General features: G+C 65.5%; 14 protein-coding genes and 3 pseudogenes. 9 read left to right on the top strand and 8 right to left on the bottom strand.

Features of this window, described 5'->3' with window-relative positions; genetic code table 11:
* Window positions 1–317: 317 nt before the first annotated feature.
* Genes MICNX66_RS12545 through MICNX66_RS12530 form a run of 4 tightly spaced genes read left to right on the top strand, consistent with a single transcriptional unit; the run spans window position 318 to window position 4,583 of the window.
* Window positions 318–1,322: a TadA family conjugal transfer-associated ATPase gene (locus tag MICNX66_RS12545; RefSeq protein ID WP_187662151.1), complete on the top strand. Its 1,005-nt coding sequence runs from the start codon at window positions 318–320 to the stop codon at window positions 1,320–1,322.
* Window positions 1,316–2,215, top strand: coding sequence for a type II secretion system F family protein (locus tag MICNX66_RS12540; protein ID WP_187662150.1), 900 nt, complete (start codon window positions 1,316–1,318; stop codon window positions 2,213–2,215). Before MICNX66_RS12545 ends, MICNX66_RS12540 begins: the two co-directional genes overlap by 7 nt.
* A 38-nt stretch (window positions 2,216–2,253) precedes the next feature.
* Window positions 2,254–3,882: a recombinase family protein gene (locus MICNX66_RS12535; RefSeq protein WP_187662149.1), complete on the top strand. Its 1,629-nt coding sequence runs from the start codon at window positions 2,254–2,256 to the stop codon at window positions 3,880–3,882.
* 44 nt (window positions 3,883–3,926) lie between these two features.
* Window positions 3,927–4,583, top strand: a complete 657-nt coding sequence (locus MICNX66_RS12530; protein ID WP_187662148.1) for a GIY-YIG nuclease family protein — start codon at window positions 3,927–3,929, stop codon at window positions 4,581–4,583.
* On the opposite strand, the gene MICNX66_RS12525 is transcribed toward MICNX66_RS12530, so the two are convergent.
* Together MICNX66_RS12525 and MICNX66_RS12520 are read right to left on the bottom strand one after the other, a co-directional pair.
* A protein-coding gene (locus MICNX66_RS12525) for an IS5 family transposase (protein WP_442922894.1) occupies window positions 4,566–5,454 on the bottom strand; the annotation gives its coding sequence in 2 pieces (ribosomal slippage) (window positions 4,566–5,073 and window positions 5,072–5,454; 891 coding nt in all). The two genes, MICNX66_RS12530 and MICNX66_RS12525, sit on opposite strands and share 18 nt — an antisense overlap.
* 7 nt (window positions 5,455–5,461) lie before the next feature.
* Window positions 5,462–6,638 (bottom strand): annotated as a pseudogene (locus MICNX66_RS12520) (IS3 family transposase).
* Window positions 6,639–6,706: 68 nt separating this feature from the next.
* On the opposite strand from MICNX66_RS12520, the pseudogene MICNX66_RS12515 reads away from it, so the two are divergent.
* The 3 genes and pseudogenes from MICNX66_RS12515 to MICNX66_RS12505 all read left to right on the top strand — a co-directional run.
* Window positions 6,707–7,710, top strand: a pseudogene (locus tag MICNX66_RS12515) (ISL3 family transposase); the annotation flags it as partial.
* An 86-nt stretch (window positions 7,711–7,796) separates the two neighbouring features.
* Window positions 7,797–8,447 carry a GntR family transcriptional regulator gene (locus MICNX66_RS12510; RefSeq protein ID WP_114306374.1) on the top strand — a complete coding sequence of 217 codons (651 nt, stop codon included), beginning with the start codon at window positions 7,797–7,799 and terminating at the stop codon, window positions 8,445–8,447.
* Window positions 8,444–9,679: an MFS transporter gene (locus tag MICNX66_RS12505; protein ID WP_051216769.1), complete on the top strand. Its 1,236-nt coding sequence runs from the start codon at window positions 8,444–8,446 to the stop codon at window positions 9,677–9,679. Before MICNX66_RS12510 ends, MICNX66_RS12505 begins: the two co-directional genes overlap by 4 nt.
* A 93-nt stretch (window positions 9,680–9,772) precedes the next feature.
* Here MICNX66_RS12505 and MICNX66_RS12500 read toward each other — a convergent pair whose 3' ends face one another.
* Window positions 9,773–10,555, bottom strand: a complete 783-nt coding sequence (locus tag MICNX66_RS12500; RefSeq protein WP_155049184.1) for an acetoin reductase — start codon at window positions 10,553–10,555, stop codon at window positions 9,773–9,775.
* 278 nt (window positions 10,556–10,833) lie between these two features.
* Between MICNX66_RS12500 and MICNX66_RS12495 the strand changes: the two genes are divergently transcribed.
* Window positions 10,834–11,319: a hypothetical protein gene (locus tag MICNX66_RS12495; protein ID WP_197971847.1), complete on the top strand. Its 486-nt coding sequence runs from the start codon at window positions 10,834–10,836 to the stop codon at window positions 11,317–11,319.
* 386 nt (window positions 11,320–11,705) lie between these two features.
* Window positions 11,706–13,421, top strand: a complete 1,716-nt coding sequence (gene dld / locus MICNX66_RS12490; protein WP_187664207.1) for a D-lactate dehydrogenase — start codon at window positions 11,706–11,708, stop codon at window positions 13,419–13,421.
* On the opposite strand, the gene MICNX66_RS12485 is transcribed toward dld, so the two are convergent.
* The 5 genes and pseudogenes from MICNX66_RS12485 to MICNX66_RS12465 form a co-directional block, all read right to left on the bottom strand.
* Window positions 13,418–14,146, bottom strand: coding sequence for a DUF6226 family protein (locus tag MICNX66_RS12485; RefSeq protein WP_232089078.1), 729 nt, complete (start codon window positions 14,144–14,146; stop codon window positions 13,418–13,420). The two genes, dld and MICNX66_RS12485, sit on opposite strands and share 4 nt — an antisense overlap.
* Before the next feature lie 37 nt (window positions 14,147–14,183).
* Window positions 14,184–15,032: pseudogene (locus MICNX66_RS12480) on the bottom strand (IS5 family transposase).
* 773 nt (window positions 15,033–15,805) lie between these two features.
* Window positions 15,806–16,459, bottom strand: a complete 654-nt coding sequence (locus tag MICNX66_RS12475; protein ID WP_187662147.1) for a hypothetical protein — start codon at window positions 16,457–16,459, stop codon at window positions 15,806–15,808.
* A 74-nt stretch (window positions 16,460–16,533) separates the two neighbouring features.
* Window positions 16,534–17,688: a plasmid recombination protein gene (locus MICNX66_RS12470; protein ID WP_187662146.1), complete on the bottom strand. Its 1,155-nt coding sequence runs from the start codon at window positions 17,686–17,688 to the stop codon at window positions 16,534–16,536.
* A 262-nt stretch (window positions 17,689–17,950) separates the two neighbouring features.
* On the bottom strand, window positions 17,951–20,563 hold the full coding sequence (locus MICNX66_RS12465; protein ID WP_232089077.1) for a hypothetical protein: 2,613 nt from the start codon (window positions 20,561–20,563) through the stop codon (window positions 17,951–17,953).
* Between the last annotated feature and the right edge of the window lie 278 nt (window positions 20,564–20,841).

Here is a 20,841-nt window from a genome sequence, read left to right as displayed (position 1 = left end):
CCGCCCCTGACCGCCGAATACTGCCGAAAGTCGGTACTCGGATGGGTTTTGTCAGGACGGTCGCCTTGCGTACACTCGACGACAGCCGAAATCTCATTCCGGCCCTGGCGCGCCCGATTCCCCCGATCGAGAGCCGCCGTGGGCGGCATCTCATTCCCCCCGTGAGGTGCCGCCCTTTCTCATGGGAGCGCTCTCTCCGGTTCGATGCCCTCCGCCCGCTCCTCCACTGCGGATCGGTCCGTGGGGTTGTGCACATCCTCTGTGAGCGCCCACGCACGTCCGCTGGCTGAGCTCCGCAGGCCGCCTAGCGTCGCCGTATGCCCGATCGATTCGTCATCCACCCGCGGCCCTCAGGGCCCGCGGATCCGGTGCGCGCCCCGCAGGAGGCGCTCCGGAACGAGCCGGCGTTCGCTCCGCTCGCCGCCTTCCTCGACGAGGACGTCACGGACCTGTTCGTGAACGGCGCGGACACGCTGTTCGTGGACCGGGGAAGCGGCGCGGAGCGCGTGCCGTCCTGGCGCGCCACGGAGCGCGAAGTCCGTGAGCTCGCCGTCGCCCTCGTGGCCCTCGGCGGCCGCCATCTCGATGACCAGACGCCGTGCGTCGATGTGCGGCTCGGTTCCGGGGTGCGCGTGCATACCGCATTGGCCCCTATCGCGGCGCAGGGCACCGCCATCTCTATCCGGGTTCCACGCGTACACGCGGCTGACCTCGACGCCCTGGCGGAACGCGGAGCCTTCGACGCCCGGCAGCAGCGATGGCTCGGCGGACTCGTGCGCGACCGGGCGAACCTCCTCCTCACCGGGGGGACGGGAACCGGAAAGACGACGCTGCTGTCGGCGCTCCTTTCCGCCGCCCCACCCGGTGAGCGGATCGTCACCATCGAAGACGTGGCGGAGCTCAGACCCCGGCATCCGCACCACGTGGCGCTGGAGGCGCGTCAGGCCAATCTGGAAGGAGCGGGTGGGATCGATCTCGCGCGGCTGGTGCGGGAGTCCCTGCGGATGCGACCGGATCGGCTCGTGGTGGGAGAGTGCCGGGGCGAGGAGGTACGAGAACTCCTCACTGCTCTCAACACCGGACACGACGGCGGGGCCGGCACACTGCACGCGAGCGGCCTGGCCGACGTGCCGGCGCGGCTGGAGGCGCTGGGAGCGCTCGCCGGTATGGACGCGGTGGCCCTCGGGCGTCAGGCTGTGAGCGCGTTCACCATGGTGCTCCATCTCGAGCGGGCGCCGGGCGGGACGCGGCGACTCGCGAAGGCCGGCCGGCTCGTGATGGCGAGGGATCGTCTCGCGATCGAGGAGGTGCAGCCGTGGTGAGGCTCGTCGCGCACGCACCGTCGGCGGAGCAGGGATCCGACGTCGCCGATTCCGTGCAGACGCTCGCCGTGCTGCTCCAGGCCGGCGCGGTCCCGCTCGTCGCCTGGCGTCATCTGGCGAGCACCGGAGACCCGGTGGCCGTGGCGGTGCTGGCACGAACGGAAAAGGGTGTGCCGTTGATCTCCGCGATCGAGGAGCAGGGCGGGATGTGGACGGAGTTGGCGGCGGCGTGGGAGATCGCCACCACCGTCGGGGCCCCACTGGCCGATGTGCTGCGCTCGATCGCCGAGGCTCTGCGCGACGCCGCATCCGCGGCTGACGACGTGCGGGTCGCGCTCGCCGAGCCTGCGGGCACGGCGCGCCTGCTGCTCTGGATGCCGTTGGCCGGTCTGCTGCTCGGCGTCGCGCTGGGATTCGACGCCTGGGGCGTCATCGTCGGGAACCCTCTGGGGGCCGCCTGCGTCGTCACCGGTCTGCTGTTCGTCGTCCTCGCCCGGCTCTGGACGCAGGCTCTGCTGCGCCGCGCGCGGCCGCAGCCGGGGACCCCGGGGATGGCTGCGGAGCTCGTGGGGGTGGCGTTGGCGGGAGGCGCACCGATCGACCGCGCTGTCGAACTGGTGGCAGAGACGAGGGTGGTCGATGCGGCCGGACGCGACCGTGTGCAAGAGGTGCTCGATCTCTCCCGTGCGGCCGGCGTCCCCGCCGTCGAGCTCCTCCGCGCGACCGCGGCGCAGGACCGGCACCGCGCACGGGTCCACGGTCGTCTTCGCGCTGCTCGGCTCTCCACGCGCCTGCTGCTTCCGCTCGGCGTCTGCACACTGCCGGCGTTCCTCCTGCTCGGCGTGGCACCGCTGCTGCTCAGCGTGTTCGCCGCCACACCGCTGCCGACCTGACGACCCCCTCCACACCGATGAAGAAAGAGGTACCGAAGATGAACGACACCCTTCCCACCCTGAACCGACGCCGCGCTCGCGCTCTCTTCGGGGACGACACCGGCGCGGCGACCGCCGAGTACGCCATCACCACGATGGCCGCCGTCGTCGGCAAAGGCATACTCTGCCAGGATGGCGCTATGCCCTCTGCAGACATCCATGCCCCGCGCGTTGCCATCTACGCCAGGCAGTCGGTTGACGAAGATCAAGGCATCGCTCAGCAGCTCGACGACTGTCGCGCAGAAGTGCAGCGCCGTGGATGGCGCGTCGTCTCGGAACACCAGGATAACGACACGTCCGCCTCCAAGGAGCGAGGACCGAAGACCGCGTGGTCAGCAATGCTGAAAGCGTTTGACGCTGGCGTGTTCGACACCATGATCGTCACCGAGACGTCCCGCATCACACGCAGCCTTGTCGACGTGCTCGACATACGACCGCCGCGCCGCAACATCCGAGTCGTCGTGATCCGCGAGGGCATCGACACTGAGCTCGATGACTTCATGCTCAAGCAGCTCGTGCTTCTCGCTGAACGCGAGGTCCGAATCAAGACGGAGAGAGCTGCTCGCTATGCCGTGGGGCGGCGGCTCGCGGGGCATCCCACGCCAGGCAAGCCCCCGCACGGGTACAGCTGGGTGCCGAGCATCGAACGAGATTCTGCCGGCACGAGGTACAGAGTCAACGACGCCGAAGCAGCAGACGTTCGACAGATCTTCCGCGAGTTCCTCGCAGGCGCGCCGCTTGCTCAGATCGCTCGAGACCTCAGCGAGGCTAACAGGCTGACGCGTCGAGGCGTTCGCTGGCAGTCAACGACAGTTCGACGGGTCCTGCTGAACCCGCTGTACGCGGCGCTCCTCCCACCAGCTCAGCCGACGGGCGAGTTTGACGCGACCGCCATCGACCTTGAGGCCTGCACGCCGGGCGCATGGGAACCCATCATTGAGCGCGAACAGATAGTTGCAAGTCGTGGACGCCTGATCGGCGTGCGACCGAACCACAGCGGGACCGCACGAAAATGGCTCCTATCCGGGCTCGCTGTGTGCGCGATATGTTCGCGCTCCGTCCGTTCAGCCAGCGGCGAGACCCATCCCACAGCACGCAAGGGTGGCGGCGGCGCGGCACCGTCGCGTCGCTACCACGCGTATCGGTGCCCGAATGGTCACTTCATGCGCAACGGCGACATCATCGACCAGTACGTCTCAGAGGTCTGCATCGCGCGCCTCGCGGAGAAGGACGCGGCTGACTTGGTGGCACCGCGTTCAGAGTCAATCGACGTCGCGATGCTGAACTCGACACGCGAAGCGTTGAAGCGCCGCCGGCAGTCGATTGCGAGCTTTGTCGCGCGCGGGCTGATGACTGACACCGATGCAGACGAGAGCCTGATGAGTATCGCGGGCGAGCTGCAGACGATCGACGACCAGATAGCGCGCGCTGTTCTGAATGATCCGCTGGCTGAGCTGGCTCTTGTCGACGACGTCCGAGCTTGGTGGGATGCCGCGACTCTAGCTCGACGACGTCTCCTGGTCGAGACGCTCATGGTGGTCAGAATCCACCCGGTGGGCCACGGCAAGCGAGTGACGACTATCGACGGTGCCGCAGAGAGCGTCACATTGGAATGGACGAAGAGGTAAAGCTCTTCACGGTGCACACTCTTGAGGTACGTGGCGCAGGCTGATTGGCAGCGATCGTTACCCGCACCGATTCGTTGTTCGACGATGCCTTCCGTCCCCCGGTAGCGTCCCCTGCGGCGGACGACCGCGGTATGGCGCACCGCATGGCTCGGAACCAGCACCTGTACTTCCTGGTACACGCCTCGCATGAGCGGTTCAAGGTTGGCCTCGCGACGAACCCTCGGTTGCGCTGGGCCGGGATCCAGCCTCGTGCTCAGACAGATTTTGCGAGGTCGCTCGTATTCGACATCAGCAGCGAGGTGAGAGCCAAGTGGACCGAGGAGACGCTACACCGCGCGTTATCCGACTCGCGCTTCAGGATGTCCGCAAACATCGCCGGGCATACCGAGTGGTTCAACTTCGCTGCCTTTGACAGAGCGCGCGACTACGCGAGCTCGAACCGCGAATTTCTCGGCATCAGCGAGGGGTACACGATCCCCGCTCGGCCGCGCCCGCCCTCTGGAGGGGACGGACGTAATCGAACTTCGTCGCGAATGTCTTTAGCCGAGCGCATCGCCCTGTCGGTTCCGCGCAACGCGTCGACTGCGGACATGGTCGAGGCATACACATCATTGCTGATCGCTAGCGACGCACTTCTCGGGTCCGCGGTCGACGAGTTCGGAGAGATGAATCTCTATCTGCATCTAGGGCGTGTGGATTAAGTCGGTCTTGATCCAGATCAGCGTGGCGGCGAGAGCGATTGCGGCGCGGTAGGAGCGGGCTGTCTTGTCTGAGCGCATCGCGATGCCGCGCCATTGCTTGAGTTTGTTGAAGCAGCGCTCGACGACGTTGCGTCCCTTGTAGCGCTCCTGCTGGGCTTCCCCGAAGTCGATGGGCCGGCCAGGCTTCCTGCGGCGGTGCGCGATCTGGTCGTCGCGTTCCGGGATCGTCGCGGCGATCTTCCGCTCCCGCAGCCACGCCCTGTTCTTCTTCGACGGGTAGCCCTTGTTGGCGAGCACCCGATCCGGGCGCCGCCTCGGACGGCCGACAGCTCGAGGGACGTGGATCTGCTCGAGTGTGGCGGTCATCATCGTGGTGTCGTTGATGTTCGCGCCGGTGATCACCCAGCTCAGCGGACGTCCACGCCCGTCGCAGACGAGATGCACCTTGCTCGTCAACCCGCCACGGGAGCGGCCGATCCCGTGATCAGGCGGCTCTTCCCGCGGATTCTTGTGATTCGACACAGCCCCCTGTGTCGCGGCTGAGGGTCGCGCCATGCTGGTGCACGCGCGCGATCGTCGAGTCGATCGACACCACCCAGTCGAGCTTGCCGGCCTCGTCCGACTGCTTCTGCACCTCGGCGAGCAGCCTCTCCCAGGTGCCGTCCTCGGCCCACCGCGCGAACCGCTTGTAGATCGAGTTCCACTTCCCGAACCGCTCCGGCACATCCCGCCAGGTCGCCCCCGTGCGGTACTTCCAGGCCATGCCCTCGACCGCGAGACGATGATCCGTCCACGGCCGCGACCTGCCGACCGGCACCGGCATCAACGGCTCCAGAACAGCCCACGGGCGTGAGGAACGAACTGGTGACAGGTTCGGTTTAGGCCGCGAGTGTGAGCGGCTCGGCTAGCTTGGCTTCGAACTCGATGGGCGTCAAGCCGCCGAGGGTGTCCTGGGCGCGCTGGTGGTGGTACTTCCGCTCGATCCAAACGACGATGGCGAGTCGCAGCTCTGCCGGGTCGCCCACCGTTGCTGGTTGAGGGCGTTCGTTTGCAGCAGTGACCAGAACGACTCCATGGCCGCGTTGTCCCCCGCAGCGCCGACTCTTCCCTTCGATCCGACCATGTCGTGGCGGCGCAACTCGCGGGCCATCGCGCGGCTGCGGAACTGGCTGCCCCTGTCGGCGTGCAGGATGCAGCCGGCGACCTCACCGCGGCGCGCGACAGCATTTCGGACGGCGTCTACGGCGAGTTTCGCGGTCATCCGATCTGAGATCGAGTACCCGAAGATTCGGTTGGAGAACACGTCCTTGATCGCGCAGCAGTAGAGCTTGCCTTCGCTCGTCCAGTGCTCCGTGATGTCCGTGAGCCAGAGCCGGTTCGGTGCATCGGCGCGGAACACGCGCTGGACGTGGTCGTCGAACACGGGCGGCCCGGCCTTCTTCCCCTTCCCGCGTCGCCGGCGTTGCGCGGACGAGAGAATCCCCGCCTGCGAGCACAGCTTCCACGCCGTCCGCCGGCTCATCCGCCACCCTGCTCGGCGGGCCTCGTCGGCGAGGTATCGGTAGCCGAACGTCGGGTCCTCGTGGTGCGCATCATGCAGCGCGTTGATCCGATATGCGCGGAGCACGTCAGCGTCCCGGACGGGGTCGTTGCGCCACCGGTAGTAGGGCTGGCGGGCGAGCTTGAGAACCCGGCACGACACCGTCACGGGGATCCCCGCGTCGGCGAGCTCAGATACGAGCGGGTACGTCATTTTGGGGAGCCACCAAGCCGCAGGTTCGCCTGCGACAGATACGCCGCCGCACGGCGGAGGACCTCGTTCTCCTGCTCGAGCAACCGGATCCGCTTCTTCAACTCCCGCGCCTCGGCGGCGTCCGCGGCGGTCTGGCCGGGACGGTTACCGTCTTCGACGTCGGCTTGACGGAGCCAGTTCTGCAACATCGCTTCGCTGATACCGAAGTCGGCGGCGATCTGTTTGATGGTGACGCCGCTCTCGCGGCTGCGAGCAACCGCAACGACGTCCTCGCGGAACTCTCTGGGATAGGGGCCGGGCATGATGACATCCTCCCCGTCAGCGCCTCCCGGCACTAACGATCAGTTGTCACCAATCCGTTCCCCACGCCCTCCCGTCGCTGGTCGCTCACCGGGGGTCGATCACGAAGCGCACTATCGCCTGGGCTATCGGACAGCTACGAGGCGAGCACGCGACCATCGCTGGGCTCGCCCGTCAGCTCGGAACATCGTGGAAGACCGTGTGGCGCGCCGTCGAGCCCGAACTCGTGTGCCTCGCCGCGGACGAATCCCGGTTCGATGGCGTCACGACGCTCGGTGTCGACGAGCATGTCTGGCATCACGTCGATCCACGCAAGCGCGGTCCGAAGGAACTGACGGGGATGGTCGACCTCACCCGCGACGAGCACGGCCGGGTGCGTGCGCGGCTACTGGATCTCGTACCCGGCCGGTCCGGGAAGGCCTACGCGACTTGGCTCGGTGAGCGCGGCGACGCGTTCCGGAAAACGTGGAGGTGGCGGCGTTGGATCCCTTCGCCGGATACAAGACCGCGATCAACGACAAGCTGGAAGACGCTGTCGCGGTGCTCGACGCGTTCCATGTCGTGAAACTCGGCACCGCCGCGGTCGACGAGGTCCGCCGCAGAGTGCAACACGACACGCTCGGCCACCGCGGACGCAAGGGTGAGCCGCTCTACGGGATCCAGACCATCCTGCGCGCCGGAGCGGAGAACCTCACCGACAAGCAGCGAGTTAGGCTGGCCGCGGCGATCGAGGCAGATCCTGCGCACGACGAGGTGTTCGTTGCGTGGCAGTGCGCGCAGCAACTGCGATCCGCCTACCACGCGAAGGATCTCGCCGAGGGCCGCCGAATCGCGGAGCGAGTCGCCGAGACATTCCACACCTGCCCGATCCCGGAGATCGCCCGCCTCGGTCGCACCCTGCGCCGGTGGCGGTCAGCGTTCCTCGCGTATTTCGCGACCGGGCGCGCGAACAACGGCGGCACCGAGGCGATCAACGGAATCATCGAGCTGCACCGGCGCCTCGCCCGCGGCTATCGCAACCGGCACAACTACCGCCGCCGCATGCTCCTCGCCGCCGGCGGCCTCACCCCATGACCCCCACCGAATGTCCGAAGAGCCACTTTGCACCGGGCTGAGATGCAACTAGTATCTATCTTGTTCATCAGCACGGGGACGGGGTCATGGAGCATCAGGAGACGGAGGCATCCGCCGCGGATGCCGCGTACGCGAAGGTCAAGGAGCGGATCCTCGACGGCGATCTCGCCGGCGGGACGATGGTCAGCGAAGGAACGATCGCCGACGAACTCGGGATGAGCCGCACCCCCGTCCGCGAGGCGTTCCTGCGCTTGCAGGTCGAGGGGTGGATGCGGCTGTACCCCAAGCGCGGTGCGCTGATCCGCGATGTGACGCCGGGAGAGCTCGACGACGTCGTCGAGGCGCGCATCCTCATCGAGACCGATGCCGTGCGGCGGCTCGTCCGTGACTCCGAACGGGTGCAGGACGTCGTCGACGAGCTCTCCGACATTCTCGACGAGCAACGCCGCGCGTACGAGGCATCCGACCTCGCGCGGCTCGCCGAGGCAGACACGGCCTTCCACGCCCGGATCGTCGCGGCCGGCGGGAACGCCCTGCTCGCAGAGTTCTTCGCGACGCTGCGCGATCGGCAGAGGCGGATGCTCGCGTGGTCGCTCTGGCGACGCGACGACCGAGCCGAGCAGGTGCTCGATGATCACGGATTGCTCGTCCGCCTCATCGGCGATGGCGAGACCGCGGCGTTCGAGGTGGCACTCGGCCGTCACATCAAGAAGACCCACCGGGAGCTGCTGTCATGAGTGAGATGTCCTCCGAGGGAGCCGCCGCCGGAGAGCGGATCGCGATCGTCCCCTGGATGCGCGTGAGCGCTGCCCTGTTCGCTGTCGCGTGGGGTGGAAACGAGTTCACACCGCTGCTCGTGATGTACCGCCAGATCGACCAGATGAGCGCCTTCAGCGTGAATGTACTGCTCGGGGCATATGTCCTGGGCATCGTGCCCGCGCTCCTTCTCGGCGGCCCGCTGTCCGACCGGTACGGCCGCCGACCGCTGTTCGTCCCCGCCCCGATCATCGCGATTGCGGGCAGCACGCTCCTCGCCGTCGGGGCTTCCTCGATGCCGCTCCTGTTCGCCGGGCGGGTGCTGTCGGGTATCGCGCTGGGGCTCGTGATGGCAGTCGGCACGAGCTGGGTGAAAGAGCTCTCCGAGCCTCCGTTCACGACCCGCGCCGTCGACGGCCGTGGCGCCTCACGCGCTGCACTCGCACTGACGTCCGGGTTCGCGCTGGGCGCCGGATTCGCTGCGGCGCTCGGGCAGTTCGGCCCGATCCCCACCGCTTCGCCCTACCTCCTGCACATCGCTCTCACCCTCGTCGCGCTCGTGCTGCTGTGGGCGGCGCCGGAGAGCCGGCCGCGCCGAGACACCTCTGGGCCGCTCCTCGCCGACCTGCGCATCCCCACCGCGATGCACCGCCGGTTCCTCCTCGTCGTCGTCCCGATGGCGCCGTGGGTCTTCGGCACCGCCGCAAGCGCGTACGCGATCCTGCCGGGCCTCATGATGTCGCAGGCGCCGGGACTGCAGATCGGTGTGTCGGGTCTGCTGTGCGTCGTCGCGCTCGGCTGCGGTGTCGCGGTGCAGCGGTTCGCCGCGAAGGTCGACACCCCGCTGTCGGCCCGCGGCATCGGGATCGCGCTGACGGTCACCGTTCCCGCCATGATCCTGGCCGCCGTCGCGGTGAGCCTCAACTCGCTCGCCTGGGCGTTCGTGGCCGCCGCGGCACTCGGCGCGGCCTACGGCATGCTGCTCGTCGGGGGACTGCGCGAGATTCAGCGGATCGCCGGTCCGCGCGATCTTGCCGGACTCACCGCGGTGTACTACTCACTGACGTATCTCGGGTTCTTCATCCCGGCGATCCTCGCCGCGCTCGGCGCGTGGATCCCGTACACGACGATGTTCCTCGCCGGCGCGGTCCTGGCGGCGGTCAGCGTCGGGATCGTCGCGCTCAGCTGGCGCCGGCACCTGCCGGCGGCCTGATGAGGAACCGGCCGGGCGCGGCGTCCTCGCGAAGACTTCGCAAAAAAGGGGGCGCGGGAAGGACATGTCCTCCCCGCGCCCCCTTCGGATGCATCAGTTGTAGAGCATTCCGCCGTCCACGAGCAGCACCTGGCCGGTCACGTAGTCGGCCTTCTCGCTTGCGAGGAACGACACGACGTTCGCGACGTCTTCGGGCGTCTCGATGCGGCCGAGGGCGATGCTCTCGACGTTCTCCTTGAGGTTCTGGCCCCGCGGCTTGCCGTTGATCTCCGACAGCTTCTCGTCGATGAGGTCCCACATGCCCGTGCCGACGATGCCGGGAGCGTACGCGTTGACGGTGATGCCCTTCGGGGCGAGCTCCTGCGCCGCGACCTGCGTGAGGCCGCGCACGGCGAACTTCGACGCCGAGTACGCGCCGAGGATCGGGAAGCCCTTGATCGACGCGATCGAGGCGGCGGAGATGATCTTGCCCTTCACACCGAGCTCGATGAACTTGTCGGCAGCGGCCTGGATGCCGAAGACCACGCTGTTCACGTTGATGGAGAAGATCTTGTCGAGCTCTTCCGCCGTCACGTCGAGGATCGGCTTGACCTGCGCGATGCCCGCGTTGTTCACGATGACGTCGAACCCGCCGAGCTGCGTGGCGGCTGCGTCCACAGCGGCGACGACGTCTTCCTTCTTCGACACGTCTGCAGCCACGAAGATCGCACGGCGGCCCAGCGCCTCGATCTCCGCGACGACGCCGCGCGCCTTCTCCTCCTGGAACGTGAGGTCTGCGACGGCGACGTCGAAGCCGTCCTTCGCGAGCTGGAGCGCGATTCCGCGACCGATTCCCTGACCTGCGCCCGAGACGAGAGCGACCTTGGCAGTGGACATTCCGACTACTCCTTCATTGTTCGATGAAGCGCTGTCGCGCTCCGAGAGAAGGTCGCCCGAAGGCACGTTGCTCGGCGCCGCACGACCCTCGACATCCTCGCAAAACTCATCGAGTCGGACGGAGATGGCAAGTATGCTCGCGAAGACCGCGTCCACGAGCTGCTTTTCCCCTTGCGCAAGGACTCGAACGATGTCGGGGTCGATGCGTCGAACCTGTGGATTCTGGACGAGCGGCTCGTCTTCCACACTACCTCGCGTCCGACAAGACTCTCAAGAGCATGCCCGTCACGGACGACGCCTCGACGAACCGACCGGACATACTGGCGACACGCGTGCTCGAGGCGGACTCGCCCGTGCTCGCGACCGCGGGGCAGAAGTTGCCGCTGCAGTCGATCGTCGTCGTCGAGCTCAAGCGCCCCATGCGCAACGACGCGACGACGGAGGACAAGAACCCCATCGCGCAGTGCCTTGACTACGTCGCGCGGGTTCGCGAGGGCAAAGTAACGACGGCAACCGGGCGGCTGATTCCGTCGAGCGCGCAGGAGCCGCCGGCCTTCTGCTACGTCATCGCCGACCTGACGCCAACGATGGAGCGCATGTGCAAGCTGTCGAACTTGACCAAGACGCATGACGGGCTCGGGTACTTCGGCTACGTCGAGCCGTACAAGGCGTATGTCGAGGTCATCAGTTTCGACGGCCTCGTCAACGCGGTCACGGAGCGGAACAGGGCGTTCTTCGACAGGCTCGGCCTACCGTCGAGCTAGGCGAGTCTGATTGCTGCGTCGATCTATGGGGTGAGGGCAGTGGCCGACATCGCGGTCCGAACTATCGCGGTCCGAACTATCGCGGTCCGAACTATCGCGGTCCGAACTATCGCGGTCCGAACCTACCGGAGTCCGAAAGTACCGCGGTCCGAAACTATCTGATGCGCATCTTCTACAATGAGGATGCGCGTATGCACATGCATACGCACACGCACACTCCTTGGACGCCGTAGCGAGCTTCCGGGCAGACGGTCGCAGACGTCGTCCCCCTGGCTCGTTTCCCCGCCCATCAAAAAATGAACGACCGCGGACTAGCTCGGATCAAGGCGACATCCCCTCAGCATCATGACGCGCTTGTGATGCAACTGGATATAGGGAGCTTAGAGATGACGCAACCAGGACAGACCACCACGACTTCGCACGAAGCGATCGATGCGTTCAAGAGAATCGTCGGCGACGAACATGTACTGACCTCTGAGCGTGCCACGATGCCATTCAGCAAAGGCTATCGATTCGGCGGAGGACCAGTCTTCGCCGTGGTGCGCCCCGGCACGCTGGTCGAGATGTGGCGGGCGCTGCAGGTATCCGTCGACAACAACCTCATCGTCATCCCGCAGGCATCGAACACGGGCCTGACTGGTGGATCCGGCCCCGGCTTCCAAGACTACGATCGCCCCATTGTGATCATCTCGACTCACCGCATCGATGAGGTGCACCTCATCAACGACGCGCGCGAGGCGATCTCGCTCGCGGGCACCCCGCTGACACACCTGACCGACGCGCTCGCCAAGCACCAGCGCGAGCCGCACTCGGTGATCGGGTCGACAACAATCGGCGCCTCGGTCATCGGCGGCATCGCGAACAACTCGGGCGGCAGCCAGATTCGCAAGGGTCCGGCATTCACGCGCGAAGCGATCTTCGCCCGCGTCAACGACGACGGCAAGGTCGAGCTGGTCAATCACCTGGGCATCTCGCTCGGAGACGACCCTGAGGTCGCACTCGACCGTCTACAGCGCGGCGAGTGGTCTCCCGAGGATGTCACCCCAGCTCCCGAAGACTCGAACGAGACCGAGTACGCCGAGCACTTGCGCAAGATCGTGCCTTCGCCTGCTCGCTACAATGCGAACCCCGAGTACCTGTTCGAGGCATCCGGCTCGGCCGGCAAGCTGATGGTGTTCGCGGTGCGCACCCGCACCTTCCCTCGCGAAGTGCACCCGACCGTGTTTTACATCGGCACGAACAACACGCACGAGCTCGAAGAGATCCGTCGGTTGTTCCTCGAAGCGGACATGCCGCTGCCTATCTCTGGTGAGTACATGGGCCGCAGTGCCTTCGACTTGGCCGAGAAGTACGGCAAAGACACCTTCGTCTTCCTGAAGTTCATGAGTCCAGCGCTGCAGACGCGCATGTTCTCGTTCAAGACGTGGGCCAACGGCTTGTTCTCGAAGATTCCCGGCATTGGTCCGACCTTCGCCGACACGGTATCGCAAGCCATGTTCAGCGTGCTGCCCAACCAGCTGCCCAAGCGCATGATGGAGTACCGCAACCGTTTCGAGCATCACCTGCTGCTCACCGTCAGCGAGTCGCAGAAGGCCGCGAGCGAGAAGATGCTCAAGGAGTTCTTCGCAGAGCCCGAGCACACTGGTGAGTTCTTCATCTGCACGTCTGATGAAGAAAAGAGCGCGTCGCTCAACCGGTTCGGCGCGGCCAGTGCCGCCACTCGCTACGCCGCGTTGAAGCGCCGGCACATCGCAGGGCTCATCCCCATCGATGTGGCCCTGCGTCGCGACGATTGGAACTGGCTCGAGGTGCTGCCGGAGGAGATCGACGACCAGCTTGAGGTCAAGGCGTATTACGGGCACTTCTTCTGCCATGTGATGCACCAGGACTATGTCGCCAAGCAGGGCGTGGATCCCGAGGCGCTGCACGACCGCATCCAGCACCTGCTGGAGGAGCGCGGCGCGAAGCTGCCCGCCGAGCACAACTACGGTCGCATCTACAAGCTGCCGGAGTCCATGGAAGAGCACTTCAAGGAGCTCGATCCGACGAATACGTTCAACGCCGGTATCGGCGGCACGTCGCCGCACAAGGACTGGGCCTAAGTCCCCAAGGTAGCGCGACGCCGTGAGAGCCTGAGCGATGTCTTATCCATCTCGGGTGGACCTAGGCCGTGTTGATCAAGAGGCGGGGCCGGGCGCGGCCAGTGATTCCATCCGACGGGAAGGTCGCGGAGGACGGGCTTGGCGTCTTTGAGGCGCTGGGCAGGAAGATCTTGGGAGCGGGATTTCCCGGAGCTCGCGCCGTCGGGATAGGTGAAGGCGTAATCGACCCAGGGGCGAAGTCCGCGTTCGATCGTCTCTCGGTAGTTGCCGCTGACGGTCGCGAACACTTGCTGCTCGAGTTCATCGGCTTCGGCCTCCCAGTTCGAGTCGCAAGCGTCGCAACCGCAGACTGGGTAGTGGAAGTCGTGCAATAGTCCCGCGTGCATGTAGATCCCCGGATAAGCGGTGAAGACCAACGTCAAGGACGCGCACTTCGGATCATTAGGACGTATCCGCACCGCGCGCACCACATCATGAAACGCGGGACGCAGCAGATCCGCTGCCACCTCAACACCCTCATCGACCTCGACGTCATACGTCTCTCGGAGGTGGGCGATAAGGGCGTCAGCGACAACGTGCAGCGGTGCGAACCGCTCGGGATGCGTGTCGACCGAGTAGGTGTCTTCCGGAGGTGACCCGTGCCACCGACTCCCGTAGTTGATCACCGCGCCGTCAGCATCGCGGAACACCGGCGCTTCGATCAAAGGGCGAACGTAGGAACTCATCCCGTCATCCTGCCGCATCGGCGCGGCGCCGGCCGGCCTATGGCCAGGCCGGACGGGACAGGTCCGTCTTCATCCAGATCAGCGTCGCAGCGAGGCTGATCGCGGCACGATAGTTGCGAGCGAGCTTGTCCGAACGCATCGCGATGCCGCGCCACTGCTTGAGCTTGTTGAAGCAGCGTTCGACGACGTTGCGGCCCTTGTAGCGTTCCTGCTGCTGATCGCCGAAGTCGATCGGTCGGCCTGGCTTCTTGCGGCGGTGCGCGATCTGATCGTCCCTCTCGGGGATCGTGGCCGCGATCCCTCTCGTGCGCAGCCATGCACGGTTCGCCTTCGACGGGTAGCCCTTGTCGGCGAGCACCCGGTCGGGGCGGGTGCGCGGCCGGCCCTTCCCGTCGCGGGGCACGCGGATGTCCTCAAGCACGGCGGGCATCATCGTGGTGTCGTTGACATTCCCACCGGTGATGACCATGCCCAGCGGCCTTCCGCGGCCGTCGCAGACCAGGTGCAGCTTGGTCGTCAGGCCGCCACGGGAGCGTCCGATCCCGTGATCAGGCGGCTCGAACCACGGATTCTTGTGATTCGGCAGGGCCCCCTGTGTCACGCTTCAGTGTCGCGCCGTGCTGATGCACACGTGCAATCGTGGAGTCGATCGAGACGACCCAGTCGATCTTCCCGGCGGCGTCGGCCTGCTTCTGCACCTCGGCCAGCAGCTTCTCCCAGGTGCCGTCCTCGGCCACCGGTTGAACCGCTTGTAGATCGAGTTCCACTTACCGAACCGCTCCGGCACGTCCCGCCACGGCGCCCCGGTGCGGTACTTCCACGCCATACCCTCGACCGCGAGGCGATGATCCGTCCACGGCCTCGACCTCCCGGTCACCGTCGGCATCAACGGCTCCAGCACGGCCCACACCTCGTCCGAGATCTCCTGCCGCGTCACCGTTCAAGACTCGCCCAGCGGAGAGTGAACCCTCTTGATCAACACGGCCTAGACGGCATCGCACTAGAGGAGGTGCTTCTAGCGAGGAAAATACCTTGGTGGGAAAACGGCCCTGGACTCGCGCGCATCTTCGGAACCATCGTCTACGACAACGCGTTTATCCGGCTTGGCATCATTTCGCCGTTCAACGGTTTACCGAAGCGTGGCGGCTTCGCTCCGTGGATACCAACAGCCCCAGGATTCGAACGAGTTCGTTCAGCTCTTGACCGCCTGATAGCAGCGACGCCCAGCCTTCACGTTACGCACCCAGCACGCGTCCTGGATTCCCACGCATTCTGGCCGTAGCCAACTCTCCGCGAGCCTCGGTAGAGGCGTCGGAGGGCCGGCGATACGAGCGACGTTGACCGCGCCCTTCCGACATGCCAAGGGTTCGACTGCAGCGAACGAGCCGATGATGCGAGGTGGCCTCCGGCTGGACCCGACGTGACCACTATGTGGCCACAACGGCGAGCACGACACTTGCGGTGGCCAGCACATGGTCACCTTGGAGCCATTAGAAGGCCAGCTCAGGGTCACCTATAGGTCCTCCTCTTTGCGGGTCATCAGGTGGCCACTATGTGGTCACCGGTGGCCTCATAGTGGCCACGGGAAGACCACCAGGCTAGGTTGCCGCAGCACGCGGTCCGCGTTCGCGCGAATGCCCCGCCGAGCAGTCGGATGCGTCAACGCCACCGCTGCGTCTCGAGGATCTCCTCGAGCTCGTCAATCCCGCCGCCAGCACGGAACCATTCGACTGGCGTGTGCTTGCCCTCGATCACCATAGTGTCCTGGGGCGTGGACATCAGCCCGGATACGGAGATCCAGTGCTCCTCTTCGAGGAGCGCGATAATCTCGGTCAGACGCGGCAAGAGTTTGCCGGGCGACGACAGGCTGAACTGCCACCACGGGAAGCGACGCTGACCCGCGACCTCGACTGCGTATAGCCTCCCCTCGGTCACGAAGTCGTTGAGTTCCGGGTCATTGAGATCCAAGAAGCCACGGACGTCGTCGTCCGACATAGTGCGGTGAAGGCCCGCGACCAGGGCGTTCGCCGCACCCGCCGGCAACGCGCCCCGTCGGACTCGTGAGGCGATGTCTTCGAACTCTTCGCGAGTGAAGTCACCAGATGAGATCAAGTACTCGGCCTCCTCCGGGGTAAGAGATGGCTCGTCCGTCATTGGACGCTCGGCAAGGAGCGACTCGGCCAACGCCCGGGCGATGTAGTCACCGTCCCCATTGACGCGAGCGATTGCATCCTCGAGGGCGTGCATGGCCTCCTTTGAGGGGCGAGGCTGCAGGCGAACGGTAGCTTTCGGTTGCGATTCATCAGCGGTCATACGGCCAGCGTAAGAGTAGCCGCGGACGTAGAGGAGGAGCAGTCGCTCTCGCCTGCCCCTCCTCTTCGCGAGCTCTAGAGCTCGAGCGCGTCTCGGGGCTTTTCGACGTGAGTCGGAGCTGGCCCGAGCTTGGCTTTGATCTCGCTACGCATCCTGATCCGATCCTCTTCAAACCGCTTCCGAATCGGCTTCCCATTGATCGTCGTCTTATCTAGCCAGCGCTCGAAGAACGGCGGGAGGCTTTCGAGCCGCTGATTGTTCAGTGCCAGGCGTTCGCGCTCGGCCGCGGCTTCTTCGCGAGCACGTTCTGCCGTCAGATGCACCTCACGAGCGCGCAATGATGTGGTTCTCGCCGCCGCGGCTTCATCCGCCGCTCTCGCGCGCGCGGCAGCGGCTTCCCTTTCGCGCTCAGCAGTCTGCGCCTCTCGTGCCTCGAGCTCCTTCTCTCGCTCATCCAGCGCGGTGGAGCGCTTAGCCAGGCTCTTGTTTCTCTGCAAGCTCACGTCGAGCTCGAACTCGAGCGCGCTCGTCGCATCACGTAGCCGGTCCGCCTTCGACTGGAACTCACTGCTGCTGAGGTGCTCGCGCGATCGTTCGGTAACCCGATACTCGACGTCGTAGCCTGCAGCGGCCACGGCGTCCCGAACTCCCCGGTGCTGCCGTTTGAGATCCGCCGGCCCCTTGAAGAAATCCTTCTGGGCGAGCCGTCCGTCCGGCGTGATGGGAGTAATCATGACCTGCAGGCCGGGAGACACCTCATCTAGGTGCATCGACATGCCGATGATGTTCTCTTCTCCGAACTCGCCACGCGCCCAGCGGATCGCAGCATGCGTGTACTCGGCGGCTTGCCGATTCAACCCCTCTTCGCGCCAGTCGGGGTTGTGTTCTTCAAACCACTTCGGATCGAGCTGGAGTACCACACCTCGGATGAGCACAGCATCCTTCCGCAGCGCACGCGTAACCGTGCTGAGACGCTGCTGAAGATAGTCATCGAACTCGTCGCTCGGCGGCCGACCGTCGACAGACTGGGGACGCCTGTAGCCGCCGTTGCCGTCGTTCACGAAGGTGCTGTTGAGCTTCGTCCGGTCGGGCACGATGTTGCGATTGGCCTGAGGGAATGAGAAGCCGGCCGCTTGATCCACGTCTCTCGCGATGTGTCGGAAGAAGGCCTTCGCGTGCCCTCCGCGCCCCACCTTGTGGGACACGTCGTAGGTCATCGTGTAGCTCATGCTTCGCTCCTCTCGACCTCTTCCGTGGTCTGTTCCGTCCTCGACGCAACAGACCACGGAGCCTCCGGCGGCTCTCCCGAGGGGCTTCTCCTGTCGCTCATCCGAACACCACCCCTGTGCTTCCTTCGGTGGGTGGTGTTCTCCTTCGCGTCAGAAGAAGGTGTAGCCCCATACACTTCTGAGCCCGCTTCGCTCGTCAGAAGCTCCTGGTGCCCTCCGGGGGCCGCTGCGCGGGTGAGGCAGCAACAGTGTCGACGAGCGCTCATGACGCACCTCCCGAGGCCGGCAGGTTGAGACTGCCGATGCCCGAGGTCATCATCTGCGAGAGCCAAGGCTCAAGCTCTGAGAGAGGCAGCATCTGAGACGTTCGCTCCGGTCGACGAGCGTTCTTCCAGTCACCTTCGCTCACCGTGCCGAGCCCCCATCGCGCGAGCCACTCGAGACGCTCGGCGACGCTGAGCTCGCGAGCCGCCAGCGTTGGAATCGTGACGATGCCCTGTCGGTGCGCCATGACGATCGACATCAACACTGCGCGGCGAGGGGTGACTATCCTGTGGCCCCTCCCATGGGCGAACCGGACGTGCCACTCCCTCCATTCATCGACGATCCGCAGGCATCCAGTGTTCGCAATCTCTCGCGCGATGGCTCGCGCGCGAAGGCAATCCTCGATGCTTTCCCATGGAGCCGTCGGGAAGGTCGCCATCTCGTGCGTCGATCCGTCCGGCAGAGGCACTGCCTCCGGAACCATCGATGCCATCAAAGGCCGACGCTTGAGATCGAAGTCCATGCTGACGGCTCGTTCGACGGTGGATGGAATGAAGTCCTTGCGTCGTTCTTTTTTCGAAAGCTCCTGGAAACTCGGAAATCGACGGTACGCGTTCTCGACTCGGCCTTCGCGAGTGACGACGTTCGCCAGAAGCTCCTCACGATCCTCGCGACTATCGGCGGCGATACCGTCGGAACGCTTCAGCCCGTTGTGCGCACATACTCCGTTCGGAAGGAGCGAGACGTTACCGCGGGTGGTGAAGTTCACCAGGTCGTCTTGTTCGTGCTTGGCCTCCCAGATGGTCGGGTCACCAGTGAGCGCTGTCCGCGCTTCCCTGAGGTGGCCAGCGAGACCGTAGAGATCAAGTGCCTCGACATCACTGACTGTCCAATCGGTGATAAAGCCATCTGTCGTGACCGAGAACACCTGACCGCCTCGTTCAGCGATCTGATTCATCGTTGCCAACAGCTGGGCCCGGACGAGGCTGGTGGTGGTCGCAGCGTGGGAAGGGCTCGAGATCGCGGACCCACCCACGTTGTCCATTTCCTGCTTGTAAGCGTCCCACGAGCGCTGTTCAGCGACGTCCTGGGCGGTCTTCCCGTAGATCGTGTTGACACTCGTCTTTAGTGTCTGCTCTTCAAGCGACCCCTTCCCGAAGAGACGTTTGGCGGTCGCTCGGTCCTCAATCAGCTGACGCACACCATGACGCAACGAAAGGCTCAACGAGCCATCGAAGCGGCGAGCGGCTCGCCCGGCGAACCCGATCTGGCAGAAGACGGTCGCGCCGAGCTTGAGAGCGAGCCAGAGTTCAGGACCGCAGACCCAGGTCCCTGCTACCCCTTCGCTCGTGCGCGGATAAATGAGTGTTCCGTCCCCCACGATCGGGAGCGTCGGATAGGTGACGCTCTCGGGGAAGTCGAACGACACAAACCCGACGAATGATGAGGTCGGCTCCGGCACGTCATCGGGAGTCAGCTGCCGTTCATGGATGACGTTCTCGATGCACCCCGTCTCCCAGTCGAGATCGGGTACAAGCGCCATGGCTGTGGGGTACGCGTTCTTCGCATCAATATCGATGGTGCGGATTGGGTAGTACCCCGGGGAGGGACAGGCGTTCAAGCCCCCGTGATACGCAGAAGCGAAGGCTTTGCTGAGCTGAGCCGCGGCGCCATCGACAGGCGCCCGACCCCGCTTCGCGTAAAACGTCAGCTCGTCGCCTTCCTCGACCACATCCACCGCTTCCTCCTCCACGAGCCCCGAGAATGCGAGCCTGAACTCTTTTGGCGTAGTAACCCCGAAGTAGTCCGACCCCGAGGCAACAAGGGACGCGGCGGCGCCACCGCCGAGAGTTACGGGAGGGAGCACGCCTTCGCCCCAGATTCGCGCAAGGAACTCCACGACGATCTCCGCGTCGTTCACGCCGTAGTCGAGAAATTCGCTGAGATGATGCTGGCGGTACTCAGTCATCCGCGAGATCCAGTCGCCGGGCACTTCGAGCTTCTCGATGCCAGCGGCCGCGCCAATGGCCGCGAGTGTCCTCTGCCCTGCCGGAGCGTGGGTCATCGTGTCGCGCACAGTGACGCTCAGCGACCGCCACCAGCCGTAGTCGTCGCCTCGCTGATCGCCGTTCTGAAGGCGGAAGGGCAGAAGCGTGACGAGCCCGCCCGCAGCGGACGTCAGCCGCGTGAGGTGATCCGTGACCCGACCGCCGCCCCGGAATGTCGTGAGGTCTGCCGCGCCGAAGTGACAGGCGAGCACGATGGGAACCCGCCAGGGTGCGAGCGCAGACGCGCGCGCCTCCCAATCTCGAGGATCCGCGGCCCAGGCGCGAGCGGCGTCCCCGGAAGGCCCGGCGCCGGCGCGCTCAAGAACAGTACTTCGGCGCACGCCACGGTCGTCCACACCGTCCCGAACCAGAGGCGACTGCCACAGAGACGCAGCTCGAACGACCTCCCAGAGGGCAGTGTGCATACCGACGCGTCGCCCGTTGAGCGGCAGGATGACGACCTGAACCATCAGCGTCGGATCACTCAGATCGGGCGTCGCGAACTGCCAACTGTCAACGTTCCGCACCCCTCCGAGGGTCGTGAACTCCGTGTCGAAGCCCACGATGATCGCCCGGCGCTCAGTCCCCATCGAACGGACCGAGACAAGATCGCCGAAGTTAGCGCCCGCGGTGGCGAGAACACCGGAGCTCGCGCGGCCGGCGGACACGGGGTCATAAGCACGGGGACCCATAGGCGGCTTATGACCCCGCCGCGGGATCCGCGGAAAATCAAGGGTTTCATGCGCTCGCTTGCGCTCGATTGCTGGGGGTCTTGTCTGAAGACCCCCGCCAATTGAGCGCATCTGAGCGGTCGGAACTTGGCGCGGCACCCGGCGGCTTA

Source organism: Microbacterium sp. Nx66 (genome assembly GCF_904066215.1).
Classification (GTDB): Bacteria; Actinomycetota; Actinomycetes; order Actinomycetales; family Microbacteriaceae; genus Microbacterium; species Microbacterium meiriae.
The sequence above is the reverse complement of the archived record's forward strand: the minus strand, read 5'-3'. Positions and strand labels throughout refer to the sequence as shown.